This is a genomic window from Leptolyngbya sp. 7M (assembly GCF_018128485.1).
In genome coordinates this window covers 6,804,879-6,829,567 of record NZ_CP070897.1, presented here as the reverse complement: position 1 = coordinate 6,829,567, position 24,689 = coordinate 6,804,879, and the positions used below count along the sequence as shown (strand labels likewise).

27 protein-coding genes, 1 other RNA gene and 1 pseudogene are annotated in these 24,689 nt (G+C 52.2%); 17 read left to right on the top strand and 12 right to left on the bottom strand.

Features of this window, described 5'->3' with window-relative positions; genetic code table 11:
- Nucleotides 1-17: 17 nt before the first annotated feature.
- Nucleotides 18-173, bottom strand: coding sequence for a hypothetical protein (locus JVX88_RS36955; RefSeq protein ID WP_211624173.1), 156 nt, complete (start codon nt 171-173; stop codon nt 18-20).
- A 12-nt stretch (nt 174-185) separates the two neighbouring features.
- Here JVX88_RS36955 and JVX88_RS36950 point away from each other — a divergent pair, with 12 nt between their 5' ends.
- A complete protein-coding gene (locus JVX88_RS36950) occupies nt 186-1,133 on the top strand; it encodes a hypothetical protein (protein WP_211624172.1) in 948 nt (315 codons plus the stop codon).
- A 421-nt stretch (nt 1,134-1,554) separates the two neighbouring features.
- Here JVX88_RS36950 and JVX88_RS36945 read toward each other — a convergent pair whose 3' ends face one another.
- Entirely contained in the window at nt 1,555-2,157 is a 603-nt protein-coding gene (locus tag JVX88_RS36945; protein ID WP_317134597.1) for a hypothetical protein, read from the bottom strand.
- 11 nt (nt 2,158-2,168) lie between these two features.
- Here JVX88_RS36945 and JVX88_RS36940 point away from each other — a divergent pair, with 11 nt between their 5' ends.
- The 3 genes from JVX88_RS36940 (at nt 2,169) to JVX88_RS36930 (ending at nt 4,323) form a co-directional block, all read left to right on the top strand.
- On the top strand, nt 2,169-3,251 hold the full coding sequence (locus JVX88_RS36940) for a DUF5117 domain-containing protein (RefSeq protein ID WP_225931309.1): 1,083 nt from the start codon (nt 2,169-2,171) through the stop codon (nt 3,249-3,251).
- A 52-nt stretch (nt 3,252-3,303) separates the two neighbouring features.
- Complete coding sequence (locus tag JVX88_RS36935) at nt 3,304-3,804, top strand: alpha/beta hydrolase family protein (protein WP_211624168.1); 501 nt, start codon at nt 3,304-3,306, stop codon at nt 3,802-3,804.
- Nucleotides 3,805-4,017: 213 nt separating this feature from the next.
- The gene (locus JVX88_RS36930) at nt 4,018-4,323 is read left to right on the top strand and encodes a DUF3143 domain-containing protein (RefSeq protein ID WP_211624166.1); all 306 of its coding nucleotides are present in this window, start codon (nt 4,018-4,020) and stop codon (nt 4,321-4,323) included.
- 234 nt (nt 4,324-4,557) lie between these two features.
- Here the strand turns inward: JVX88_RS36930 and JVX88_RS36925 are convergent, their stop codons facing one another.
- The 4 genes from JVX88_RS36925 to tal all read right to left on the bottom strand — a co-directional run bounded on the left by JVX88_RS36925 (nt 4,558) and on the right by tal (nt 8,449).
- Complete coding sequence (locus JVX88_RS36925) at nt 4,558-5,265, bottom strand: S1/P1 nuclease (protein ID WP_211624164.1); 708 nt, start codon at nt 5,263-5,265, stop codon at nt 4,558-4,560.
- A 217-nt stretch (nt 5,266-5,482) separates the two neighbouring features.
- Nucleotides 5,483-6,169, bottom strand: coding sequence for a peroxiredoxin (locus tag JVX88_RS36920; protein ID WP_211624162.1), 687 nt, complete (start codon nt 6,167-6,169; stop codon nt 5,483-5,485).
- Nucleotides 6,170-6,185: 16 nt separating this feature from the next.
- The gene (locus JVX88_RS36915) at nt 6,186-7,454 is read right to left on the bottom strand and encodes a sulfatase-like hydrolase/transferase (RefSeq protein ID WP_211624160.1); all 1,269 of its coding nucleotides are present in this window, start codon (nt 7,452-7,454) and stop codon (nt 6,186-6,188) included.
- A 38-nt stretch (nt 7,455-7,492) separates the two neighbouring features.
- Complete coding sequence (tal, locus tag JVX88_RS36910; RefSeq protein ID WP_263975690.1) at nt 7,493-8,449, bottom strand: transaldolase; 957 nt, start codon at nt 8,447-8,449, stop codon at nt 7,493-7,495.
- Between tal and JVX88_RS36905 the strand changes: the two genes are divergently transcribed.
- Nucleotides 8,342-9,013 carry an amino acid--tRNA ligase-related protein gene (locus JVX88_RS36905; RefSeq protein ID WP_317134596.1) on the top strand — a complete coding sequence of 224 codons (672 nt, stop codon included), beginning with the start codon at nt 8,342-8,344 and terminating at the stop codon, nt 9,011-9,013. The genes tal and JVX88_RS36905 overlap by 108 nt on opposite strands.
- 42 nt (nt 9,014-9,055) lie before the next feature.
- Complete coding sequence (locus tag JVX88_RS36900; RefSeq protein ID WP_211624159.1) at nt 9,056-9,586, top strand: Uma2 family endonuclease; 531 nt, start codon at nt 9,056-9,058, stop codon at nt 9,584-9,586.
- Nucleotides 9,587-9,737: 151 nt separating this feature from the next.
- Here JVX88_RS36900 and JVX88_RS36895 read toward each other — a convergent pair whose 3' ends face one another.
- On the bottom strand, nt 9,738-10,193 hold the full coding sequence (locus JVX88_RS36895) for a thiol-disulfide oxidoreductase DCC family protein (RefSeq protein ID WP_211624158.1): 456 nt from the start codon (nt 10,191-10,193) through the stop codon (nt 9,738-9,740).
- Between the two features lie 349 nt (nt 10,194-10,542).
- Nucleotides 10,543-11,682 (bottom strand): AIR synthase-related protein, encoded by a 1,140-nt coding sequence (locus tag JVX88_RS36890; protein WP_410503822.1) that lies wholly within the window; start codon nt 11,680-11,682, stop codon nt 10,543-10,545.
- A 14-nt stretch (nt 11,683-11,696) separates the two neighbouring features.
- On the opposite strand from JVX88_RS36890, the gene JVX88_RS36885 reads away from it, so the two are divergent.
- The 4 genes from JVX88_RS36885 to JVX88_RS36870 all read left to right on the top strand — a co-directional run bounded on the left by JVX88_RS36885 (nt 11,697) and on the right by JVX88_RS36870 (nt 14,827).
- Nucleotides 11,697-11,909 (top strand): hypothetical protein, encoded by a 213-nt coding sequence (locus JVX88_RS36885; RefSeq protein WP_211624157.1) that lies wholly within the window; start codon nt 11,697-11,699, stop codon nt 11,907-11,909.
- 72 nt (nt 11,910-11,981) lie between these two features.
- Nucleotides 11,982-12,863, top strand: coding sequence for a metallophosphoesterase family protein (locus JVX88_RS43755; protein WP_211624156.1), 882 nt, complete (start codon nt 11,982-11,984; stop codon nt 12,861-12,863).
- 107 nt (nt 12,864-12,970) lie between these two features.
- Nucleotides 12,971-13,300: a divalent-cation tolerance protein CutA gene (gene cutA, locus JVX88_RS36875; protein WP_211624155.1), complete on the top strand. Its 330-nt coding sequence runs from the start codon at nt 12,971-12,973 to the stop codon at nt 13,298-13,300.
- A gap of 474 nt (nt 13,301-13,774) precedes the next feature.
- Nucleotides 13,775-14,827: a PAS domain S-box protein gene (locus tag JVX88_RS36870; RefSeq protein ID WP_211624154.1), complete on the top strand. Its 1,053-nt coding sequence runs from the start codon at nt 13,775-13,777 to the stop codon at nt 14,825-14,827.
- Here JVX88_RS36870 and JVX88_RS36865 read toward each other — a convergent pair.
- Nucleotides 14,810-15,526 carry a cache domain-containing protein gene (locus JVX88_RS36865; RefSeq protein WP_211624153.1) on the bottom strand — a complete coding sequence of 239 codons (717 nt, stop codon included), beginning with the start codon at nt 15,524-15,526 and terminating at the stop codon, nt 14,810-14,812. The two genes, JVX88_RS36870 and JVX88_RS36865, sit on opposite strands and share 18 nt — an antisense overlap.
- 272 nt (nt 15,527-15,798) lie before the next feature.
- On the opposite strand from JVX88_RS36865, the gene JVX88_RS36860 reads away from it, so the two are divergent.
- The 4 genes from JVX88_RS36860 to ssrA all read left to right on the top strand — a co-directional run bounded on the left by JVX88_RS36860 (nt 15,799) and on the right by ssrA (nt 18,391).
- Nucleotides 15,799-16,257: a site-specific DNA-methyltransferase gene (locus JVX88_RS36860; RefSeq protein ID WP_225931307.1), complete on the top strand. Its 459-nt coding sequence runs from the start codon at nt 15,799-15,801 to the stop codon at nt 16,255-16,257.
- 273 nt (nt 16,258-16,530) lie between these two features.
- A complete protein-coding gene (locus JVX88_RS36855) occupies nt 16,531-16,989 on the top strand; it encodes a hypothetical protein (protein ID WP_211624152.1) in 459 nt (152 codons plus the stop codon).
- Between the two features lie 387 nt (nt 16,990-17,376).
- Complete coding sequence (gene gloB, locus JVX88_RS36850; RefSeq protein ID WP_211624151.1) at nt 17,377-18,060, top strand: hydroxyacylglutathione hydrolase; 684 nt, start codon at nt 17,377-17,379, stop codon at nt 18,058-18,060.
- Nucleotides 18,040-18,391, top strand: a transfer-messenger RNA (tmRNA) gene (gene ssrA, locus JVX88_RS36845). Before gloB ends, ssrA begins: the two co-directional genes overlap by 21 nt.
- 65 nt (nt 18,392-18,456) lie before the next feature.
- Here the strand turns inward: ssrA and JVX88_RS36840 are convergent.
- On the bottom strand, nt 18,457-19,074 hold the full coding sequence (locus JVX88_RS36840; RefSeq protein ID WP_211624150.1) for a LysE family translocator: 618 nt from the start codon (nt 19,072-19,074) through the stop codon (nt 18,457-18,459).
- Nucleotides 19,075-19,276: 202 nt separating this feature from the next.
- Nucleotides 19,277-20,080, bottom strand: coding sequence for an ABC transporter permease (locus JVX88_RS36835; RefSeq protein WP_211624147.1), 804 nt, complete (start codon nt 20,078-20,080; stop codon nt 19,277-19,279).
- Nucleotides 20,081-20,607: 527 nt separating this feature from the next.
- Here JVX88_RS36835 and JVX88_RS36830 point away from each other — a divergent pair.
- The 3 genes and pseudogenes from JVX88_RS36830 to JVX88_RS44855 all read left to right on the top strand — a co-directional run bounded on the left by JVX88_RS36830 (nt 20,608) and on the right by JVX88_RS44855 (nt 23,676).
- Nucleotides 20,608-21,336 (top strand): ferritin-like domain-containing protein, encoded by a 729-nt coding sequence (locus JVX88_RS36830; protein WP_211624145.1) that lies wholly within the window; start codon nt 20,608-20,610, stop codon nt 21,334-21,336.
- Between the two features lie 176 nt (nt 21,337-21,512).
- Nucleotides 21,513-22,607 (top strand): annotated as a pseudogene (locus JVX88_RS44860) (Uma2 family endonuclease); the annotation flags it as partial.
- Between the two features lie 760 nt (nt 22,608-23,367).
- Complete coding sequence (locus tag JVX88_RS44855; protein ID WP_211624142.1) at nt 23,368-23,676, top strand: PhoU domain-containing protein; 309 nt, start codon at nt 23,368-23,370, stop codon at nt 23,674-23,676.
- A 10-nt stretch (nt 23,677-23,686) separates the two neighbouring features.
- Here JVX88_RS44855 and JVX88_RS44850 read toward each other — a convergent pair whose 3' ends face one another.
- Nucleotides 23,687-24,514 (bottom strand): aminotransferase class V-fold PLP-dependent enzyme, encoded by an 828-nt coding sequence (locus tag JVX88_RS44850; RefSeq protein ID WP_225931306.1) that lies wholly within the window; start codon nt 24,512-24,514, stop codon nt 23,687-23,689.
- Nucleotides 24,515-24,689 lie beyond the last annotated feature (175 nt).

Below are 24,689 nucleotides of genomic sequence, written 5' to 3'. Positions count from 1 at the left end.
AAAAAAGTTGAGGCTCGTCATGAACAGAAAATCTGGATTACTGCTCCTGAATCGTCGATGGCTTTACCGAGCTCGGCACCTATATCGCGGGCGACCTCAGAAAGAACGGTTTTCAGGGCATCACGACGGGCACGACCTACGACGCGTGGACGCCCGCGCGCGCGTATTCGCACTACCACGGCGGGGTGCGCATCTTATCGGAAACCGCCTCCGCACGGCTCGCCACGCCCGTCGAGGTCAAATTCGAACAGCTCGGCACCTCGCCCGGCGGCCTCGACGCGAAAGTAGGATCGCCAAACTTCGGACCCGTATGGAGAGGCGGGACATGGAAACTCCGCAACATCACCGACTACATGACCGCCACCGCCTTCAGCCTGCTGGACCACGCCGCCAACAACCGCGAGAAATGGCTGTCGCGATTCTTTGAGATCGGGAAAGAGGCAGTCCGACCAAGGAAAGACGGTGAATTGAAAGGATTTCTCATTCCTTATCCCAAACTTTCCGAATCAAACGGAGTAACGGATGCTCATTTCCGCCGACAGGAGCTTTTGAGCCTTCTCGGACGGGCAGGCGTTGAGACGAAAACAGTGAGGTCTTTCAAACTCGACGGAATTCAGTATCCTGATCAAACGGTCTTCGTTCCATTGGACCAGCCTTACGGCGGATTTGCGAAAGCACTTCTGGAAACCCAAAGCTATCCGGATCTTTTGGACAATAATGGGAATCCGGTGCGTCCGTACGACGTAACCGCTCACACGTTGCCGCTGCTATTCGGTGTCGAGGTCGTTCCCATCTTCAAGAACTTGACCATTAAGAATGAGTCCGCAGGACTAGGGTTCGGACGAGGTTGCGGAGTCGGCGGCCGACACGGTACTCCGTCGAAAGGCATTTATCGCTCGGCCCCTGATTCTATGGACGAGGGCTGGACACGTTGGGTGTTTGAGCAGCGAAATAAGGCAAAATGTGATGCCGACTATCGCAGTATTACTGATAAGCAGATTCGGTCAGGAGGCGACCTAGGAAGTTATATTGTTTTCCCCGATCAATCTGCCAACCAGATCCTAAACGGCTATGCGAAAGGCGCGATGCCGGACGAGTACGTGGGCAGTTCACTTAGATTGAGGTTAGTATAGCCGCAGTTACAGCCTTTTTCTAGGCTAGTGAAGTACGAAAAACGGGGTGCAGGGGGCACTGCCCCTGCGTGGGGGCGAAGCCCCCACACCCCCTGTACCTCACATGAGTGAAAAACGCTGTAAAGTGGTTAGAACAGTTCTAGATCTCCCAAGCTTATTTGAAAAAACAAAGGGGCGTTAAGAGTTCAGTCGGTTTGCCCACTCTCTCTTGCCCCTCTAAGTATGGTGCTCAAACTGTTGCGGAATAATTCCGCACTTGTCTCAAATTACTACGCAAGCACAAAGTCAACTTCATCAGCGCCTTTGGTTTTGCCCTGTCCACTGGTCAGAACATTGCCTACTCCTGCACCAGCGAGTTTGCCCGTTGATGCTCCGCTAACCCTTGCCCTACAGAAACCCCACTCCTGACTCCTGGCTTCTTCTAAAGCGCTTCCGGTTCTTGACCCGACACCACCGGAGCCACCTTCTTCAGCTTTAGCTCTGGGTGCTCGCCTTCCACCTGCTGACAATTCCACTCATTACGAAACAGCAGCACCGGACGGCCCCAGCTATCTTTAACGGCAACCGTGTTGAATAAACGGCCTACCTTTTGCAAAGCTTCCCAACCGCCTTCCACCCAACGGGCAACGCTATAGGGCAGCGGATCGAGCAGAGTTTCGACACCATATTCATTCTGCAAGCGGAACTGCACCACCTCAAACTGAAGCTGACCCACCGCCGCCAAGATCGGATCTCGCTTCGACTCATCGGCAGAATACATAATTTGTACGGCTCCCTCTTCGCGCAGTTCATTTACGCCCTTGCGGAATTGCTTGAACTTGGAGGGGTTGGGGTTGCGCAAATAGGCAAACAGCTCTGGCGAGAACATGGGAATGCCTTCGTACTCCAGCTTTTGGCCGTTATAAATCGTATCGCCAATGGCAAATGCACCAGGGTTATTCAAGCCAATCACGTCACCTGGATAGGCTTCGGCCAGCGATTCCCGATCCTGACCAAACAGTTTTTGGGGGTGAGAAAGCCGCACAGTAGCGCGTGGTGACCGGCGGCGAGGAGCAGACCCTCTACACCCTCTGGGTCCGCCGCCGTGACGGGCAGGTGCTCGCCGAACTGCCCCGAGGCTGGGCGAACCAGCGGCACATGTTCAGCATGACCGTGCCCACCGGCAACCTCTTCGCCGGGCTCATGGCCGGGGAGATCTACGGGTACTGGCGCCGGTTCGACAAGCGCATGGCGTTCATCGCCCCGCAGATCGAGGTCCGATCCACGGGCGACGCCCAGAGCAAGGACGCGATCCAGCAGATCTTCACCGACCGCGTGGTCTTCGACGTCCCGATCGTGGCGATGGGACCGGGCGGGCAGCCCGTGATCGACCTGGACGGGCTGCTCGTCGGGCAGGCCGACACCTTCTACGGCGCACAGGTGCGTGGCAGCAACGCTCGGCTGGCGACGGTCAAGAGCATCAAGAGCTTCCCCGAGAACTTCGTGGTCTCGTTCGAGTGGCCCACCGCGGGGGGCCAGCTCCGCACGTTCCACTACAACGTGAGCCTGGTGAAGGACAATCCGGCCTACAAGCCGCGCCTCGCCGACGAGCGGGTCGGGTACTTCCACACGGCGTTCCGCGACCTGGGCAAGTTCAAGCAGGACGAGGTGTGGGTTCGGTACATCAACCGCTGGCACCTGGAGAAGGCCGACACGAGCCTTCGCCTGAGCCCCCCGAAGGAGCCGATCGTCTTCTACGTCGAGCACACGCTCCCGATCCGCTACCGGCGATGGGTCCGCGAGGGCGCGCTGGCGTGGAACAAGGCCTTCGAGCAGGTGGGGATCGTCGACGCGATCGAGGTGCGGTTCCAGGACAAGGCCAGCGGCGCGCACATGGAGAAGGACCCGGAGGACACCCGGTACAACTTCATCCGCTGGCTGGCCAATGACGTAGGGACGGCGATCGGCCCGAGCCGGACCCACCCGATGACCGGCGAGATCCTCGACGCGGACATCATCCTCACCGATGGCTGGATCCGCTACTTCTGGTTCCAGGCCAACGAGTTCCTTCCCGAGCAGGCGATGGAGGGCATGAGCGTCGAGACGCATCGATCTACAGCAACTTCAGATCGACTGTGACCGCAATGATACTCTCAACCTCTCCCTGCTGCTCCAGTGTCGTGCTCTAGAGTTGCCGCAACCTCTGTCCGATCTATACGATGAGCGGGTCAAAGCAATTGTGGCAATCAACTCGATTGGCAGCAGCCTGATCGGAGCCGCAGATTTTTCTGATATTCAAATCCCGGTGATGCTGATGAGCGGCAGTGCCGATACGATTGCCCCAGCCCTGATCGAGCAGATTCGCCCCTTCACCTGGCTAGCCACGCCCAATAAATACTTGGTACTCCTCCAAGGTGGTACCCACTTCTCGACGATCGACGTGCCTGACCCCACTGCCGCCGATGTGATTCCGCTGCCCTCCGAAATCATCGGCCCCGATCCTAAAGTAGCCCAAGCCTACCTGAAGGCGCTAAGCGTGGCGTTTTTTCAGACTCATCTCGCTCAAAATCCAGACTACCGCTTTTATTTAGGGGCCACCTACGCCCAAAGTATCAGCAATCAAGTTTTACCAATCTCCCTGGTGCAGTCCCTAACCCTACTTCAAATAGCAACAAATGCCCCTACTAAGTAGGTGAGCATAATTAAACCTAAAACCTAAACCGCCCGCGCAGCGGGCGACGCAGGGCTTTGAATCTGGTTTTTAATTATGCCGAGGTACTTAGATGATTAAAACCTTTGATTAACCCCTAATTAATGCAATCAGCCATCCCGGTTTGCCCATCATTATTTGTAAAGAAGTATGAAGCGGCTAGAATGAGGAAAGGAAATCACCGTTTGACCGGAAATGGCGTTACCCCCTTCTGATACTCCGCTTTATAACCATCCCCTGCCAGATATCGAAGACTGGTTAAGGACGCAGGGCTGCCAGCAAGACGAAGCTGACCTCCACCGCTGGCATGTGAAAAAGACTACCTGGGAAGCTGACTTGTGGCTAGAAGTAGACTCCTTAACAGTCCGTTACATTGGTGCTGCAGAGGATGGCCGCGACATCCAGCGCTCGTTCAAATACTCCCTCAGCCGCAAAGACCTCGATGAAGTCAGAAGAAGTGTTGGCTTAGCATCACAGGGAAATCCTCGTATTACTAAATGATCGCCCTCATTCTGCACCTCGTACTTTTCGAAGCTTAGCTTGACTCCGGTCGATCTGAACCCGGATTCAATCCAGGCTGTAATCTCGCGGCTTCGCTCCGCATTGTGAGATGGGGATTCAATTTCCACGATCTCGCGGATCAACTCGATCATCGATGCTTTTCGTGCCTCGAAATAGGTGAGGAGTTCGCGGGCCTCAACTGAGGAAATGGTTTTGGGGTCTGCCTTCATTTATCTATTTGCCGAATATCTCGTTCATCGTGTCAGCCATTCGGTAACCTGCCATTGCAAGCCTTTCTTCTGAGACGCGATAGGCATTCCTAAGGTATCTGTCGCCTGGCATAACGAACCGTTTAAGCTCCTCATTGAAAACATCCGTTGTCGCCAGCGTGAACGATTCGAACTGCCATTTATCATAGGAACCGAGCAGCATTAGCGAAGTGCGATTGTCATACGGATAACGGGTCAAGATCGATTCGGCTATATCCTTGATGTAGTGGAATTCTGACATTCCCTCGCGATACGGAACGTTTCTTCCTACAATTGAATCCCAGAACCAGTGCAGATTCACCTGCTCGTTTCGTGGCGTTCCCTCAGGTGTTAGCAGGAAAAGATTTCCCCCTTGGTCTCCGTTTGGTTCTAGTTCCGTATGGCGGCCCGAAGTGTGCAACGGTTGATGCAGGTCACCTACAACGTGCAGAAACCAAGCCATGGCAATCGCTTTATTAGCGTCACCCGCCGAAGGATCGCGCATTATCTTGTCAAAATCATTCAGCTTTACGACGCCTTGTCCGCCTGGTTCTTTATCTGTAATTATTTCAACATTTCCGTCCACTTTTCGCCAGAAGGTGTCGGAATAATGCCACGTGGAGCGGTGATATTTCTCATACCGGATCGGAAAGGCCCTGTCCCTTACAATATCCGCCCACGTCGGCACGAGCATAAAAAAATCAAGTTGCTTTTCGGCTTCGGATCTCGGTCCATAGGAAAAATAGAACGCTGAAAGACGCAGCCCTCGTGCCTTAGCAAATAAACATTTGGCTCGGGCTCCAACGCATCAAGTTCATATTCGCGATCGTCAACGAGCGCAAAAACACGATCACCATCGCGTTTGATATCGACAGTGCTCGTGTTCTCGCCTACCTGTGCCTGAAGTCTCACTATGCGGTCTGGCCTTCGCCTTTTACTTTATTTGGCTGCGGCGTTATCCGAAGATACGGTTTAACGGCATTCCAACCGGCCGGGAATTTATCCTTTGCCTCTTCATCGCTTACAGCAGGTATAATTATGCAGTCATCTCCGTCTTTCCAATTGACCGGTGTTGCAACACTATATTTTGCAGTAAGCTGCAACGAATCGATCACGCGAAGCACTTCATCGAAGTTTCGTCCCGTGCTCATCGGATAGACGATGATCAACTTGATCTTTTTGTCAGGACCGACCACGAACACGTTTCGGACGGTCATATTGTCCATTGCCGTACGCCCTTCCGAACTCTCACCGGCTCCGGCAGGAAGCATGCCGTAAAGTTTTGAGATCGACAGGTCCGTATCACCGATCATAGGATAATTTGGAGAATGTCCTGTAGCATCAGCGATATCCACTGACCAACGCGAATGATTCTCAACTGGATCGACACTTAGCCCGATCACCTTTACATTCCGTTTCTCAAATTCGTCTTTGAGACTCGCCATATAGCCCAACTCGGTCGTGCAAACGGGTGTAAAATCTTTGGGATGCGAGAACAGAACTCCCCAGCTATCGCCGAGCCATTCGTGGAAATTGATCTCGCCTTCGGTAGTTGTCGCCGTGAAATTCGGCGCTTCATCGCCCAATCGAAGTGTCATAATATCCTCCAAAAAATTATTCACCGAGTATAACACATTTACAGCAGCCATTAATGCGGAAATGATATGGCAGCTCCACGCTGTTTGTTGTCTGAAATGAACAAAAACGGTCGGAAACATCAGGGCTCTGACCGAATATATAAATTTCAGGTAGTATCGAGCCGAGCTTGCCGATGCTTCTGTTTCCGGCTTCCAGCGAAGCACCGGTTTTCGAGCCGGCTTCAGTCGGAAACTCCTTGATGCCCAGCACGTTGTAGGTAAACTTGAGCTTGCCATCTTTGGCATAGACGCTCCAGCCGCCGAACTTACCCCCCTGAGCGATGATCACTCCATTAGCAGGCTGGTCTTTCACCTCGATCTCAGCGGTGATAGAGAAGGACTTGTTTTTGATATTGATGACGCTGTTTTCCGATAGGCGACCCCTTCCAGCAAAGAAAATTTGCGAGTCTCCTTTCACCAGGGAAGGTCGTCCAGCCGTTGCCGGATCGATGCGTTCGGTTTGGCGATCGTCCAGGGGCAACACGTTGTACTTGACGGCCTCAATCAGAAATTGGCGCTGCAACTCATGCAGTTTTTCCGGCATCTGTTCAGCGAGATCATGGGCCTGCGACCAGTCTTTGCTGCCGTCGTACAGTTCCCAGACATCTTCATCAAAGGGCACCATCTTTTGTCCCACCATGACCCAAGGAGTACGGTGCTTGGTGATAGCGCTCCAGCCTTTGTAGTAAATGCCTCGATTGCCGAACATCTCGAAGTACTGCACATCATGCTGTTCCGGGGCGTTGGCATCATTGAAGCTATACACCATGCTCATGCCCTCATAGGGGCTTTGCAACACGCCGTTGACCATGGTGGGTTCAGGAATCCCGGCCACTTCCAACACCGTTGGAGCGACATCGATCACATGGCTAAACTGATGGCGCAGCCCGCCCTTCTCCTGAATCGCTTTGGGATAACGGACGATCGTGCCATTGCGAGTTCCACCCCAGTGGGAAGCCACCTGTTTCGTCCACTGATAGGGCGTGTCCATCGCCCAGGCCCAGCCTACCGCATAGTGACCATACGATTCGGGAGAACCAAATTCCTCCAGCTTTGACTGCATAAATTCTGGAGTTTCCAGCGCCGCCATGCCGTTGAAGTTGGCCATTTCGTTGAAAGCGCCGTGGATCGTGCCCTCGGCAGATGCGCCGTTGTCGCCAATAATCACATAGATCAATGTATCCTCTAGAATTTCCAGGTCTTCTAGTGCTGCAACAACTCGTCCCACCTGGTAGTCGTCGGTCATAACCAACTCAAAACTCACACTCAAAACTTAAAACTTCCTTAAGCAACGGGCGAGAGTCGATCAACTTTTTCTTGCAGAGACTGCATCAGCGCCTCAAAGGGTTGGACAAATTTCTCGATACCGTCGGTTAGAAGTTCATCCATGACTTGATCGAGGTCAATGTCAACATCGGGATCTTTTAGGCTTTCAATCAGGTGATAGGCTTCATCGATGTTGGACTCAATCCGGCTGTCCACATTGCAGTGATCGCTACAGGCATCGACTGTGTTCGGCGGCAGGGTGTTGACCGTATCGGGACCGATCAGCTCATCCACATACATCACATCGCTGTAGTCGGGGTTCTTGGTGCTGGTGCTGGCCCAGAGGAGCCGCTGCACGTTTGCCCCTTTTGCAGCTAGAGCTTTCCAGCGATCGGTAGCGATGATTTTCTTGTATTCCTGATAGGCCAGTTTGGCGTTGGCAATCGCAATCTTACCTTTAATGGCTAGCAGCTTTTCGCGAGCGGTGATTTGATCCATGCCCTTGAGTTTCTGAACGATGCGCTCGTCGATGTTGCTGTCGATGCGGCTGAGGAAGAAGCTGGCAACCGAGGCAATTTTGCTGATGTCTTCACCCTTGGCAACCCGTGCTTCGAGACCGCGAATGTAGGACTCAGCGCAATTGACGTAGCTGTCTACCGAAAACAGCAGCGTTACATTGACGTTAATCCCCGCCGCGATCACGGCTTCGACCGCCGGTAGTCCTGCCGAGGTGCCCGGAATCTTGATCATGACGTTGGGACGACCAATCTGAGCGTAGTAGCGTTTGGCTTCCTCGATCGTCTTTTCGGTGTCATGGGCAATCGAAGGCGGCACTTCGATACTGACATAGCCGTCCAGACCGTCGGTTTGCTGATACACCGGCATCAGGATATCGCAGGCGTTACGGATGTCGTCAAACACGAGCGATTCGTAGATTTCCTGTACCGACAGATTGGCGCGGATGCCCGCTTCGATCGATTTGTCGTAAATCGCGTTTCCGGCGATCGCTTTCTGAAAAATGGCTGGATTAACCTGATCGATCCCAGCAAAATCAACTTACTCTGGATCGTCGAGTTTCCCATGTTCGAGTGGAACCCGGATGAAAAGCGGCTGGAAGCGCTGCACCATCCCTTCACCGCCCCGATGCCAGAGGACCAGCAGGACCTAAAAACGGCCCGTGCCCAAGCCTATGACCTCGTGTTCAACGGGTTTGAAGTGGGTGGCGGCAGTCGGCGGATTTACCAGCCCGATGTGCAGCAGCAGGTGTTTGAAACCATCGGTCTATCGAGTGCGGAAGCCTACGACAAATTTGGCTTTTTGCTGGAAGCGTTTGAGTATGGCACCCCTCCTCACGGCGGCATTGCCTATGGCTTGGACCGGCTAGTAATGCTGTTGGCCGGTGAAGAATCAATCCGCGATACGATTGCCTTCCCAAAAACCCAGCAGGCCCGCTGTCTGCTCACGAATGCACCTTCGCCGGTAGATACCAAACAGCTCAAGGAACTGCATATCAACTCGACCCACAAACCCAAATCTTAGGCATCCTAAACTTTCTTCCTCTTCTTCTCCCTCCATTACACTATGTACGCCCTGATCTCCCGCGAACGCATCCAGCTTCCACCCGGAACCGTTGTCCGCATGCCCGGAACTTGGCAGGACTATCGTGCCTTATGCGACAGCCGAGGCGATGGCTCGATTCCGCGCATTAAGTACCGCAATGGAGAAATTCTGCTAATGTCCCCACTGCCCAAACATGGCCGAGAAGCCCATTTAGTAGCTCAGGTTGTCATAGCAATCCTGGATCAGCAAAACCGCAACTACGAAGCCTTCACCCCGATCACAATGGAACTGCCAGAGGAAGGCGGCATCGAGCCGGATTACTGTTTCTATATCGACAACTGGCAAGCTGCCGTGGGCCGTGACCGTTTGCAGTGGGGCACTGATCCGGCACCCGATTTAGTTATTGAAATCGATGTGACCACCTACAGCGATGCCAACGATTACGCTGCCTATGGGGTACCCGAAGTATGGCTGCTGAAAAAGAATCGCCGGCTTGCCATCTACAGCCTGCAAGCGAATGCCTACCAACCCCAGCCTCAAGCTGTAGCCTAGAGCTGCCATAGGAGCACTGCTGGGTTTGAAATAAATCAACGAAAAATTGGGCGAGCTGAGGGAGGTGTAAAAGCCGTTATTCTCTCAGCTTTCTATTTGTTTACCGTTTACGGTGGGTTTTTCAAAAATGTATCTTCTCAACTGCATGCTACTAGTTGCTGCTTGCATCTACTTCAGGTAAGTGGCAGCGATCTTGTGAGCAGGTTCGTAGACGCTGCTGTCGTTGAGCAACCAGAGTTTCCAGGTCTGGGCGTCCGGTGAGGGCCAAGCGCCATTTTGCCCAGATGCCGTATAGTGCATCAGCAATCCCACCAATCAGAGGTAGTTTAGTCGCTGCATAGATCCATCCCATGCCCAACACCTCGTAGACTTGGCGAAATACTTCAACATTTTTGACAACTGTTCCGTCAGGCAAAATTGCATGGATTCGTCCCATTGCAGCTTCAAAGCTGACGTCGCCATGAGCGGTTGGATCGTAATTATCATCTGCAATATCAACAAACGCTACCAACCCTCGGCCTGCATCTCGTTTCCTCAAAAAATTTACTTCCCGTAGGCAAAGTGGGCATTGCCCATCGTAAAGCAATTTAATCTTCCAATCTGGCATAGTGTCGGGTAATCGAGACAATTGGCTGGTTTGGTAATTAGGTAAAGGCATTGGCTTACAACTTTGAGCAAACAGATGCAGGATCTAAAAATTAGACGTTAATCGAAAAGCAAAGTTTTAATCAGCCACTATAGGGCCAACGAATAGAATGCAGACAAAGCCCGATTACTCTAGCTCAATCAGCCTGGTTTTCAAGCTCTGTCATTTCATTGTAGGAACTTATTGTAAGAAAACTCAACTCGTCTAGGCAAACATAGTCTAGACAAACCAACGAGGAAGTTTAGTTGAAAAGGAGCAGACTAGAGGAATGCGTATTGCTCTTGAGTATGCCCACGGCTGAAATGGCAAGTTAACAGGAAAAGCAAACTGCGATGCTCAAGCGATGCTCAAACGTTATTGAAAAAGCTGCCGAAAATACCGTTAAAAGTATGCAGTCTACGGTGGCGGCGACGCCGGTGACTATAGAGTTTTGTTTAGAGTTTTGTTTAGAGTTTTGTTTAAGTTCTAAGTTTTGAGTTTTAGCAACTTCTTGGGGACGTAAGCGCACAACGGCAGCGTCAGCTCCACCGGGAACGAGGACTGTGTTGTTCTGGACCTGATGGTCGTATTGGCGATAAACCCAGCGTTTAGAGGCGATTGTAGGTGTATCTAATAATGTCAGCAGAACATCATTCCAGGTGTAAAATTTATGATTGATTTCGATGCCTGAAGTCATACATTCTGGTAGTTGTGTGGCCTGCCATTGCCATGCTTTTTGAGCATATTCCGGTGGTTCTGCTAGCAGTTCGCGGTGATAGATTGGTGTATTGTCAGCTAGGGCAGTTGCTGGAATTTCTGCCGCTGTTTCACCTTTGAACAGAATGCGGACAATCGGTTCGGCAATCACCGTTCCAGCTACTACCGCATGCAGTCCCCAGCGTTGAAAAATCTCGATCAGCTCTTGTTCACGGCCTTGGTGGGCGACAAACAGCATCCGCTCTTGCGATTCCGACAGCAGGTATTCGTAGGGCACCATGCCCATTTCCCGCACCGGAATTTTGTCTAGATCTAGCTCGATGCCCACGCCACCCTTGGCCGCCATTTCTGCCGTAGAACAGGTAATGCCCGCTGCGCCCATGTCTTGTGCTGCTACTACGGCTCCGGTTTTGAACGCTTCCAAACAGGCTTCAATCAGCGATTTCTCCAGGAACGGATCGCCTACCTGCACTGCCGGACGATCATCGATTGATTCGTCGCTTAACTCGGCGCTGGCAAAACTGGCTCCGCCCATGCCGTCTCGTCCCGTGGTAGAACCCACGTACAGCACCGGATTGCCAATTCCGGTTGCACCCGATTTAACAATCTCTGGGGTTTCCATTAAACCAATCGCCATTGCGTTCACTAACGGATTCCCACTATAGGCTGGGTCAAAATATACTTCGCCGCCCACAGTCGGCACACCCACACAGTTGCCGTAATGGGCAATTCCAGCGACCACGCCGCTAAACAGATTGGGTATCGAAGGTGCAGCCCGAAGACACGGTGATACTGGATTGGGAAGGACAGCCGCGCATTGCAGCGAAAACCGTCATCGTGACGCAGGTGATCAATCATGCCGGTGAACATCGGGAACAGATCAAGGCTATGATCACTGCGCTGGGCATCGAGCCGCCCGATCTTCAGAGCTGGGCTTATTTTGACGAAATCGACCGTTCCTCCGATGCCGGGTCCGAATGAGAGTGACCCGCGTAATGCTGATGTGTTGTGCCGTTAAGCGTGTCCTTCCTTTCAACCGAGAGAGAGAATCTTATGCGGATTGCTGTCCTGTCTGATATTCATGGCAACTATGTTGCGCTGGAAGCTGTATTGGACGATCTGAAACACCAGCAGGTCGATCAGATCGTCTGTTTAGGGGATGCCATCCAGGGAGGTCCTCAACCCGCTGAAGTGGCTGCAAAGCTGCGCGAACTCGGCTGCCCTGTGATCATGGGAAATGCTGACGACTGGCTGCTGAAGGGGGTGGACAGCGAGGCAGAGCCTGTCTCGGAGGCTCGGCGCGCCCAGATGGAAGATGTGCGCAACTGGCAGCTTTCCAGGCTTTCCGCAGACGATCTCGCTTTCATCGGCTCCTTCCAGCCAACTTTTCGCCTGGCGCTTGATGAAAAATTTTCCCTGCTGTGTTATCACGGCTCACCGCAGTCTTTTGATCATGTTATTCTGCCGCAGACGCCGGAAGATGAGGTCAGACAGTATCTCAATCCGGAGCAGCACACCATCTATACAGGCGGGCACACTCACATGCAGTTTGTGCGTCATCTGGGGCGCACCTTTCATTTCAATCCGGGCAGCATAGGCTTCGCTTATCGTCATGATCACCCCGAAGATCAGTTCCGCCCTGATCCCTGGGCAGAATATGCCCTCCTGAGCGTCAATCAGGGGCTGCTTTCGCTGGAATTCCGGCGTGTTCATTTCGATGTCAAGCGGCTGATCGAGGTCTACCGATCCAGCGGAAGACCGCATTCAGAAAGCGCTCTTGCGCAGTATCAAAGCTACGTTCTTGAAGAACAGGCCATTGCCCGGTCGCCAGTCGTTGAATCAAATCAAATGTGTCGGGCTGATTCGGCGGAGCCAGAAGAGAGGCATAGACAATCAATCCTAACCACAATCCACCAAACAACAGTTTTCGCATAGGTTCCGCTTCGATTCCGACCAGTTCATTTTGGATTGTACGATTCAGATCGGCAACGATCTATCTGGCTTAGAGTAGAAGTAGTGCCGCATCGATGAGATTAGGTCTGATGGAACAGAAAGCACAATTTGGCATTGTTTTCGTCACCGCCGCTTCCCAAGCCGAAGCCGAAACCTTGGCTGATGCCCTAGTAGAGGCAAAACTAGCCGCTTGTGTCAGCATCATGCCGATTCGTTCGGTATACACCTGGAAAGGAGAAGTGTGCCGTGAGCAAGAATGGCAGCTCCTGATCAAAACCGATTTGAATCGCTTTGCTGATCTAGAAGCCAAAATTCGCGCCATTCACTCCTACGAAACGCCCGAAATCATTGCTACTCCTCTTGTTGCCAGCTCACAGCCCTATCTAGAGTGGATGGCGGCCCAAGTACAAGGGGCATAGCAGCTCACATTTAGTTTGCTTTAACCGCACCATCGACAGATTTGCCCAATTCTCGGTAAACTAGTAGTAGCACGGATGTGTTTAATTCAAAAATTTTGGCCAAAGCTTTGAGTTAAATGAATGTGACTAGTCAACGCTGTGCTTTTGTGTAGTCAATCGTTGAGTTAAGTAGAATCTAATTTTTATGCTGTCGCTGTTCACGTATGGTCTGACATACGGGGTCGCTGAGGCTCAGTCAGATACAAAGGAACTAGGTCTGAAGCTAACTTCTTTCCGGTCTTTTGATTCATCTACCGACGCTGCTGATTTAGCTAGCGATCGTCCCTCAGAAAGTCCCCGCAACTTCTTTTGGCGTCTCTTCCGCCGCTGGGATGAGGGAGGTTAATCTTTATGCTTAAGCCTGGAGGAATTCTTCCGGGGCTACACCTGCTTGTTTGAGAATGTCCTGAGTGATCCTTCTGGCATATCACCCGGATGGTTAGGAATCGTGGTGTAGCGATCCTCCGCGATCGGTTGCTGTTGATGGCGCAAACCAACAGCGACGAGGAGATCAATTCTTTGTCTAACCATGTGCGTTTGCGAGAAGCCGCTTTTGAAAGTGGTCCGTCTGCCCGCGTTGTGATTGATGCTAATGGATCGCTGTCACTGCTCAACGATCGAGCGCGTTCCCTGTTTGGTTTAACCGTTCAGGATTTGGGCCGCCCCTTGCAGGACCTAGAAATTTCTTACCGTCCGGTGGAGTTACGCTCTTGTATTGAACGAGCCTACAACGAGCGCATCACAATCAATCTACGAGATGTCGAATGGCAATCGCCCCAGGGGGAAATCATTTATTTTGACATACAGGTAGTGCCGCTGTTCGATCCGATCAGTACTAGCTTGGGCGTGAGCGTTAATTTTATTGACGTAACGCGCTACAAACGTCTGCAAGAAGAATTAGAACACTCGAACCAAGAGTTAGAGATGGCCTATGAGGAACTCCAGTCTACGAATGAAGAACTGGAAACGACCAACGAGGAACTACAATCCAGCAATGAAGAGTTAGAAACGACCAACGAAGAGTTGCAATCTACCAATGAAGAGTTGGAGACGATGAATGAAGAATTACAGTCTACCAACGAGGAACTGCAAACCGTAAACGATGAACTCCAGCGCCGCAGCGAAGAGTTAAACCGCAGCAATGCATTTCTAGAAGCAATTCTGACTAGCCTCAAGGGTGGAGTGATTGTAGTCAACCGCAACCTGCATGTCCAGATCTGGAACTACAAAGCAGAAGACATGTGGGGACTGCGTCCAGAAGAAGCGGTGGAGCAAAACTTCCTCAATTTAGATATTGGCTTACCCGTCGAGCAACTGCGTCAGCCCATCCGCGACTGTTTATCCGGTCCTGTAGACAGTGTATCTGAAGTTGTGCTGAGTGCAATCAACCGCCGGGGCCGTAATATTCAATGTCGTGTTACCTGTACGCCTCTAATCGGTGAGCAGCAGCAAATTCAGGGTGTCATCCTGCTAATGGAGGAATGTTGAGGGGAGAGTGTTAAGGTTGACTGTATTATTGGGTACGCCTAGAAGCTGATTTGCTTGGTTATAAACCGGTTGGCTGGCCGTAATCACCAGAACCGGGGAACCAAAATCAGGAATAATCTCTCCCCAAACCGGCTGCTTGGCGGCAACTGCCGCTTTATACCAGGGGCGGAGCCGCGCATCATATTTCTTACCGATTTCGGGTGGTCCGATGCGATTCCCCTGCGAATCAATGTTGTAGTAGTGATTGAAGAAATTTGTAGATTGATTAACAGAAATATACTGAGGAGCCGTATTCTCGCCGCGCAGCCCGATTCCCAGGAAAGAGCCATCCTGCTGATCGCCAACCATGATCCAGCTGACTGAATTAAAATACTGCTTCTGTTGCCAGAGATAGCGCTCGCTTGCTGGATTTTCTGTATCTAATCGCCCCTCGCGAACTGCATCGACACTGATCTGATTCACTAGATGGGGGGTGGCCAGATAAGTTTCCAGGTGTTGCTGGGTGCGGGAGGCAATTTCTCGATGCAACTCTGCGGCAAGATCCTTCACAGCCCTTTGGCCATTTCTAAAGGAGAGATATCCGACCAGTCCCACTGCTGCAAAGATTTGCAACACAAAAGGCAGAACCAAAATCAAGCGGAGAGGAACCTTTCTATCATGTTTTTGATTGGAGGGATCAGACAGAATTGGCTGGGACATGGTTCGCCTCCGACAAGGTAATTCAGGTAGTCGCTAGCCATAACATGCCCAAGCCCAGTTTTGCCATAACGCAAATTAGCTCAAATCCAGCGGAATGTCGGAGTATTTTCCTTAACATAGCGGTTGGCAGCGCCTTGACGGGGCTGGTGATAAAGGCTAGGGATTGGGCTGGCAATCAAGCCAAACTTGTGACCAAGGGAATACACTAAGCTAGATTGCGTTAGTTTGCCATTCTCCCACCCAATTTTGTAGAATAGTACAAATATATTAGATTGCTTCTTAGCAAATCCTTTCGGCTAAAATCCTTTCGGTTAAAAGTCTTTCAACCAAAAGTCTTTCGACCAAAAGTCAGCCCAAAAAGTCAGCCCAAAAAGTCAGCCCAGAGAACTGCACCAGACGCCGATCAGGGCGGGAGCATCCCGCCGAACGTCATCGACGACGACACGCCCAGCGACCTGCTCAAGTTCGGCAACAACGCCGCGAACGACCCATACACGCTGCGGTGCAAGGAGGCGGGCATCAAGATCCACCCCGCCCGGTTCCCGGCCGTCCTGCCCGAGTTCTTCATCAAGCTGCTGACCGACTACGACGACGTGGTCGTGGATCCGTTCGCCGGGTCGAATACGACCGGCATGGTCGCCGAGGCGCTGGAGCGCCGGTGGCTCGCGTTCGAGCTCGACCAGACGTACCTGGAGGCGAGCAAGTTCCGGTTTGACAGCGTCGCCCGATAGCCCGCGGCCGACACGTTCCCGGACGAGCCGCCCGAAGAAATCTTGTTAGGTGATAACTGTCTTCCTCGCCTAACGCGGACGTTGCTGCGCCGCCGGTACCGCGAACAAATCGCACGGCTTCGACGCATGCTCTGTGTCGCCCACGCGACTGCACCGGGCGGTGCGGCGGGGGCGGAACATCGCAGGCCGTGCAAACACGCAACAAACGCGGCGAGTCGCCGCGTGCGCGGTGGCTGCGCAGTTCCCGGCTACGCCGGGGGATCGGATTACAACATGGATCATGAAAACGGCATCGTCTTGGAGCACCATGACACCCAGAGCAAGTTCTTCCCACAGGTGGCGTTGCTTGTCCACCCCGACAACCCGGAGAATCGCGAGGTGCTGCAATCGATCGCGAGAGCAATGCGCGGCAAGTGGGGTGACACGGACCCGGTGCTGATCGCGGACGGCGGGGATGGCGATCTTCGGATCGTCTTCGCCTCGTCGGAGAACATCGACCCGAGGGTGACGATGCAACTGCACTGGCTATGGCTCAGACACGGCTGGTGCGTTCGTGTCTTCGCGCTCCACAACAACGCTATCTTCCACGTCAGCTTCGCGGAGGACGCGGGCGAGCCGTGGGGTGAGGTTCCTCAGGAGCTCGCCCGCTGGTTCCAGCAGCGGATGGACGAGATCATGGGAGGTTGCCGAGACGAGTTCGAGGATGGCCCCACCAAATGGATGACGGCGTAGATGCTCCTGTCGGCTGAGCTGTCCTGCTGCAATAATTTGCTCAACCAGTGACCGAATTGCCGCACTGGGACGGCTCTCTGTAATCCATACCATAAGACACCCCCTCCTATTCAGTGTTCCCAATTGCACCGCATCTCTGCATTGCAGTTTGTGCTGCTTCTATTGTCCGATTCGCTACAACGGCCTTGGGCAAAGAACGGTTAATACCTGTATGAAGGAATGATGAAAAGAAACTGCTAGGACATATTCGATACTAGAGAAGGTGACTATGGGAAATCTACGGAGACTATTTCTGTACATTCCGTCTTTTGACAGCGGCTTAGCTTGATCAGGTTCAGTAGGTTTGGGTATATCTTGGATCAACTGCTTCAATTCGGAGGCTGCTCGATGCGGATTCATCGCCTTCCCGCTTTGGCTGATAACTATATTTTTCTGCTTGATGATGGTGACGGTCATGCTGCCGTTGTGGATCCGGCAGACGCTGAGCCGGTCCTGCGTCAGCTAGAGGAACTACAGACTGAGCTGGTGGCAATTTTCAATACGCATCATCATGCCGATCATGTCGGTGGGAACCCAAAACTATTGCGTCATTTTCCCAATGCGGTCGTCTACGGAGGAGCAGAGGATCGAGGTCGCATTCCTGGTCAGCAGGTCTTTTTGCAGGTAGGCGATTCAGTCTGGTTTGGGGAGCGAGTGGCTGAGGTGCTGTTTGTGCCGGGGCATACCCGCGCTCATATTGCCTATTATTTCCCGCCTCTGGGTGCAGAGCAGGTAGGAGACTTGTTCTGTGGCGATACCTTATTCGCCGGTGGCTGCGGCAGATTGTTCGAAGGCACTCCTACCCAGATGGTTAGCTCCCTTAGTAAACTACGCGCTTTACCAGATCAAACTCGCGTCTGGTGCGCCCACGAATACACCTTCAAGAACCTGCAGTTTGCCCTCACAGTTGACGCAGACAATTTGGCTCTTCAGCATCGCTATGCGCAAGTAAAAGCAGCCCGACAGCGTTCAGAAGCCACCGTTCCTTCCTGGCTCGGCGAAGAAAAACAAACCACGAACGCTATCTTGTGATACAGGTCGAGAGTGAGTCGCCTCTCGCAAATCAACGGCTCAAAATGAGTACATGCGAACAACATCGTACCTTTTGCTCGTAAGGCAGCTGCTGTTGCCTAACAACCTCTCATAGGTTCGAGCGTCTGTAGTTCGACTCCGTTAAGGGCTACGGACTTAACCCCAACGGATGCTCCAGTTGATTGCCTCTGGTCAATCACTGGCTAAGACTTTACCAGAGCATCCCACCGTTCGGGATAAGGAACGGTTCCCGCTTCGAGGATTAGAGAAGCTAAACCTGTGAACGAGCGAGATACTAATAACTAGGACGGACACGGGTTCGACTCCCGTCAGCTCCATTGGTTTTTTAATTATTTCCTTGACTGGATTGATCAACCCCCTGAAAAACTTTTTGAATCAGGATAGAAACGCTTTGCTGATCAAAAATACACCAACCGCGATCATGACGCAGCCAGCAACGGTGTTCATTCGGTTTGTCATGTTGGAACGAATTAGCAATCTGGCTCGATCAGCCAGCAAGGCATAGACTAGCTTCACACCACCTACAGCCACAATCGTGATTGCCATAATTATGCCAGTGTCCCAGTATGATATGTTAGAAATATCCAGAAAGGCTGGGAAAAAGCCGAGATAGAACAAGGTGGCTTTTTGATCGCCTAAGGTAATCAGCAATCCGGTCAGAAAACTAGACAGCAGCGAAGTGGTTTTCACTTCTGTCTGCATCGGTTTTGATGTTGACCGCCATAGCCGGACGCCTAACCAGATCAAATAGGCTCCGCCCAGGAATTGAACCAGCACAAATAGGCTGCCCATCGTCTCAGCTAAAAACGCCAATCCCCAAATCGCAATCAAAATGAAAATAATGTCGCCCATGACGATGCCGAGCGTGGTAAACACACCGTGAATTAATCCAGCGGTTGCCGACCGAGTAGAGACCGCCAACACACTCACACTGGGAACGGCAGCCAGCACGATCATGGCACCGAAAAGGGCAACAATACTGTTTAGGGTCATATTATCCTGCAGGATGGGATGAACGTGTGATAGCTACATCGGGGTGAATGGACCATCGAAAGCCAAGAGAATCAGGGAACTACGGTGACGGTGCGATTGCCACTGGAATAAATATTAGGATGGATATCACAATCCAAGGGTAGAGCATTTACGCATGAGACTTTATGCTTGCACTCTAAACTATCTGACAAATGCTTTACCCCTACTTTCCACTCCAATGAATGAATCGCTTCTCGATCACCAGAAACAACATGTTGAGAAAATAGCCCAAAATTCCAGTGACTAAAATCGAGGCATACATATCTTTGACGTTGAGAATCTGTTGGGCATCAATAATGCGTTTGCCTAAGCCCTGTTCAGTGCCGATGAACATCTCCGCCACAATCACAATCACGAGGGAAATACTGATGCCGCTGCGCAAACCAATAAAAGTTTGAGGCAAACTTTCTAGCAGCAGAACATCCTTGAAAACTCGCCAACGGTTGGCTCCCATTACCTTGGCGGCCAGGATTCGCAATTGTTTGGCATTAATGACTCCGTAGGCACTGTTGAATACAATCAGCAAAAATGCACTGAAGGCAGCAATGACGACTTTGGAGAAATCGCTCACACCAAAGAAGAGAATAAACAGGGGAATCAAGGCACTCGCAGGAGTGGAACGGAAAAAGTCAATCAAAAATTCTACGCTACGATAAATCTTTTCGGAACTGCCCAGCGCTACTCCGATCGGCACTCCAACCGCAGCTGCCATCAGGAATGCACTAAAGGTTCGCAGCACGGTGGCAAAGAAATCGGGCAACATCGCCCCGGTTGCCATACCGCTGATCAGAGTCCCCAGGGTGGCGATCGGCGTCGGCAATAGCACCGGATTGACAAAGCCAGAGACCGCAATCAACCACCAAACGCCAAACAGCACCAATACACCAATTAACGGCAAAAACCGATCAATTGTGCGGGCCAGCGAAAACTGAACCTGATTTTTTGAGAAACGAACGCTAGTAGTCATTTCCGCATCTCCTGACGAAAGATTTCCAAACAGTGACGGCTGACTTCTATAAATTCAGCAGAGGTGAGGGTTTCGGGGGTACGGGGGCAACACAGCCAAGCAGGCCGTAATGAAGACGGTCAATGCGCCCCAGTGCAGCCATTCTGCCAGTAGCGAAATCGGCACAAAGATGAGCAATGCAGCAAAAATCAGGTCTTTGATCGGTAAGTTTCTTGACATGTTTCCTTTTAATTTACTGGATGGGTGAACGCCTCTTGGGCGGGTCATTTCGATTGCCAACTCCCTCCTTCAGTCAAGCGCATCTCGTTAGGTTAGGGTTTTGTCTATCAACTTTGTTTATCAACTTTGTTTATCAACTTGTCTATCAATCCAAATCGGCGCTGTCAGTATTCCCTGTCGCCGGTCAGACAAGTCTATCGTTCTTCGTTACACTAATTAACAGATTCTGATTCTTCCTACAGTGATCCTGTCTATCGCTAGAGAAAGCTCGTTTTCCCTGACCCAAACGTTTTGATTGAGCAGAACCTATGACCGTTGTATATCCTCGTAAACTAGAAAGCTCCTTTGGCACCTTAAGCGCTCGTGATGTGCTAAAGCAAGTGGTACGCGACCGTGAGATTCATTTGATGACGCTCAACCGCTATCGCTATAGTGAGCAGCGGAGCTGTAAAGACCTGACCGAACTAATTGAACAGTTGAATGGCAAATCTCCAGAGCTAGTCAGAGACCTGTCTCGCCATATTTCCGACGAGGCTCGCCATGCCATGTGGTTAACGGATTTGTTAGTAGAGTTGGGAGCCAACGTGGGAACGCCGATGGGTTCTTCCTACATCGATGAGTTTGAACGCCTGCTGGATCGAGAATATGCCAATCCGGACGAAAGCCTGGATGATTTCCTGATTTCGACGTTAGCGGCAATCAATGTGACCGAAAAACGTGGCTGTGAATACTTCTCGGCGCATATTTATGCCCTCAAGCAAGCGCCCCAAACCGAAGAAAATATCAAAATTCGCGAAACCATTGAACGCATTTTGCCGGAAGAAGCAGGCCATGTGCGCTGGGGCAACCGTTGGCTAGCCGAACTGGCCCGCAAAAGCCCAGAACATGCGCAGAAAGTAGATCAAGCCAAGCGCAAGTACGCCGCGATTGAACAAGTATTGAATTCCTTCACAAAAAGCCGGAACCTGAGTAACAGCAGCCATGAATCTATAGACCTCTTCGTAGTAAACCGCAGACGGAGAATCAGCTCGATCTAGAACTTTATCATTATTAATGATCGATCCTATCGTCTGTTGCTGTGGCGAGTAGGCATTTAGACGGTTGAAACTGCAAGAAATTCGTGATGGTGCGCCTAAGAATTGCCAATAGACACGCGCATCAATTCCACTAAACTAGAACTAACGTTCTGGTAAACCATTCTGGTTGATCAATCATGTCCTCTTTGTCAAATCCTGAAATTCAGGACAAGGTACAGGATCAACCGCAGGATCAAACTACTGACCTGCGGTCACAGGAAACATCAGAAGCAACAGCGGAGCTGGGAGATAGTTTGGAAGATGGGATTGTCTTTCCACCCGGCGATTTGTACAGTGATGAACCTCCGATGGAAACAGAATTTCATCTGCGGCAAATGATCTTGCTGCTTCAGTGCCTAGAGGCTTGGTGGCGAGGGCGACAAGATTTCTACGCCTGCGGCAACATGACGATTTACTATAGCCCCCGTCAGCTTAAGTCAGAGCATTTCAGGGGTCCTGATTTTTTTGTCGTACTGGGCACCGATCGCAAGCCGCGCAAAAGCTGGGTGGTGTGGGAAGAGGGCGGCCAGTATCCCAACCTGATTATCGAAATTTTGTCAGATTCCACTGCCAATACGGACCGGGGCTTAAAAAAGCAAATTTACCAGAACATTTTCCGCACGCCAGAATACTTTTGGTTCGATCCCAGCACTCAGGAATTCAAAGGATTTCAACTGCTAGCAGGTGTTTATCAAGATCTTCAGCCCGACTCACGCGGTTGGCTGTGGAGCCAGCAGCTTGAACTATATCTTGGTGTCTATGAGTCTAAACTGCGCTTTTTTACGCCTGACGGAGAGCTGATCCTGAATCCAGAGGAAGCCGCTCTGCAAGAACTCCAGCGGGCCGAGCAGGAAAAACAACGCGCCGAGCAGGAAAAACAACGCGCCGAGCAAGAAAAGCAGCGGGCTGAACAAGCCGAACTGTTATTGCGCCGCGGCAGTTCGTTTGTTTTACCTGTGCTGGAGTGGGATCATCTGCGGCTGGATCTGGCAGCTTGTCAAGTCACCTATGGCGATCAACTCCTGCAGCTAACGCCGAAGGAATATCGCATGCTGGAGCTGTTTCTGCGTCATCCGCAGCGTGTCTTTGCCCGTAGCAGTATTCTGGAGCATCTCTGGGGTAGTGAGGAAATGCCGGGTGAGGATACGGTGACCTCTCACATTAAAGGACTGCGGCAGAAGTTGAAGCAGGCGGGTGCCCCCTTTAATTTTATCGAAACTGTTTACGGTATGGGGTATCGGCTGCGGCAATCTAAATCTGAACCGTCCCAATCTGTTCCTGAAGATTCACAGGCTGTGGGGCAAAAGCAAGCGCCGATCATTCTGAATGGCAATGGATTAAATAAAAACGGGTCAAGTAAAAACGAGTCAAATAAAAACGAGTCAAATAAAAACGGGTCAAGTAAAAATGAATTAAATAAAAATAGTTTGAATCAAGTAGATACTGCTGGAAATACGAATCAGTCAACCGATCAAGCCCTTGCTAACCCAACTCAGATTCAACAGGACTTAGAAACCGGAAGGCAAAAACAACAAATCCAAGTTGGCTTGCAGCAGCTCTGGTCAAAGTACGCAGAACATAACTTTAATCGGTTGCGGCTGATCGAGCAGGCGATCGAGGCGCTGCAAACGGGTGAATTATCGGCAGCATTGCACCATCAAGCCTATGTGGCGGCGCATCAGTTAGCTGGAGCCATGGGCATTTTCCAACGTTTGCACGGCTCCCATCTGGCTGCCCAACTGGAGCAGGCGTTTAAATCAGACCAATTGACCCTGAGGGAAAATCACGCGGCTTTGATAGCAATCATCGCTGAGCTGCGTCAAGTGCTGCAAGCTGGGGCACCCCTGCCGGAAGTGGGAACAACCTCGCTGTTGCTGGTGATTGATCACGATCCGATCCTGCTGGAGCAAGTGCGGCAATCGGGACAAGCGATTGTTCTACAGCCATCCGATTTAGCCGTCGTGGCGGACTCCACCCATCTGGCAGGGCGTGATGCGCGATGCGGGGGCATCCTTCGAGCGCTCCGACGCGGCGCTGGCGAAGGTCGTGCTCCAGAGCGAGGACGCGATGGAGGCGTTCAAGCAGGCGCTGTGCCGGGACGCGGAGCAGCGGATCGCGGCGGGAACGATGAGCGTGGACGTTGCGTTCAATCTGCACGAGGTGGCCAACGCCTGCGAGCAGATTGGGGACCACTGCACGAACATCGCCGAGCAGGTGATCTATCTTGTGACCGGAGCGATCGTGCGGCACATGGGGGGCAAGTGGGTGGAGCAGCCGCGCGTCTCGACCAGGCCGGCGTGAGCGTCGCGCTTCATTGGGCCGCGGCTGGTGCGCGGGCGGTCAGGCAGATCGCGCCCAGCGCCCGCGCGGCGCGGCGGATGTCGTCGGCGGTCAGGAACGGACCGATCGAGAACCTCAAGGCCCCGCCCGAGGCGGTGGTGCCCAGCATCGCATGGGCCCTGGGGGCGCAGCTCAGGCCCGCTCTGGCCAGCACGCCGTGCTGGCTTTCGAGGATCAACGCGAGTTCCGCGGGCTCGAGGGCGTCGTGCACGAGGGAGAAGACGCCGACGCGCTGCTGGGCGTCGGTCGGGCCGAGCAGCCGCAGACCAAGCCTGCCGGGGGTTGTGCCGAGCGCATCGAGTGACGCCAGTTCGTCGAGCATGACTCGTCGCAGCGTGCGATCGTGCTCGACGATGTGCGGCCAGTTCGAGGCGAGGTGGTGCACGCCGGCGGAGAGCCCGGCAATGCCCACGGCGTTCTGCGAGCCGGGCTCGAAGCGGTCGGGCAGGCACTCGGGTTGCACGTCGAGCTCGCTGCGCGAACCTGTGCCGCCCTCGCGGAGTGGTCGGAGGTGCCGCTCGACGCCGGGTCGAATGACAAGGCCACCCGTGCCGAGCGGACCCAGGAGGCCCTTGTGGCCCGGAAAGGCCAGCAGGTCGATGTCCATGGCGGCGACATCGACGGGCTCATGGCCCAGGGACTGAGCCGCATCGACCAGGAAGAGCACGCCTCCGCCGGGCTTGTGATGCCGAACGTCGGCATGCCGGCAGAGTCTTATCTTTGAGGCTAAGAATGTCAAACAACTACTAACAATATTCAAGAGGTCGTCTAATTCTTTACATGGGTTAGATAAACTCATTAATCTCTATAACATAATTTTCAAAATCAAATTTATCTAACTAAATTGCAAACTTTAGATAAATTTAAACATCTAAAAATAACTGTTTAAGTTTCAGAGATGGCGAGTTTTAGGAGTGGTAAGTACAAGGGAGTTACATTCAGGTTCAATCTTAGATTCTAGTTGCTTGCTGAAA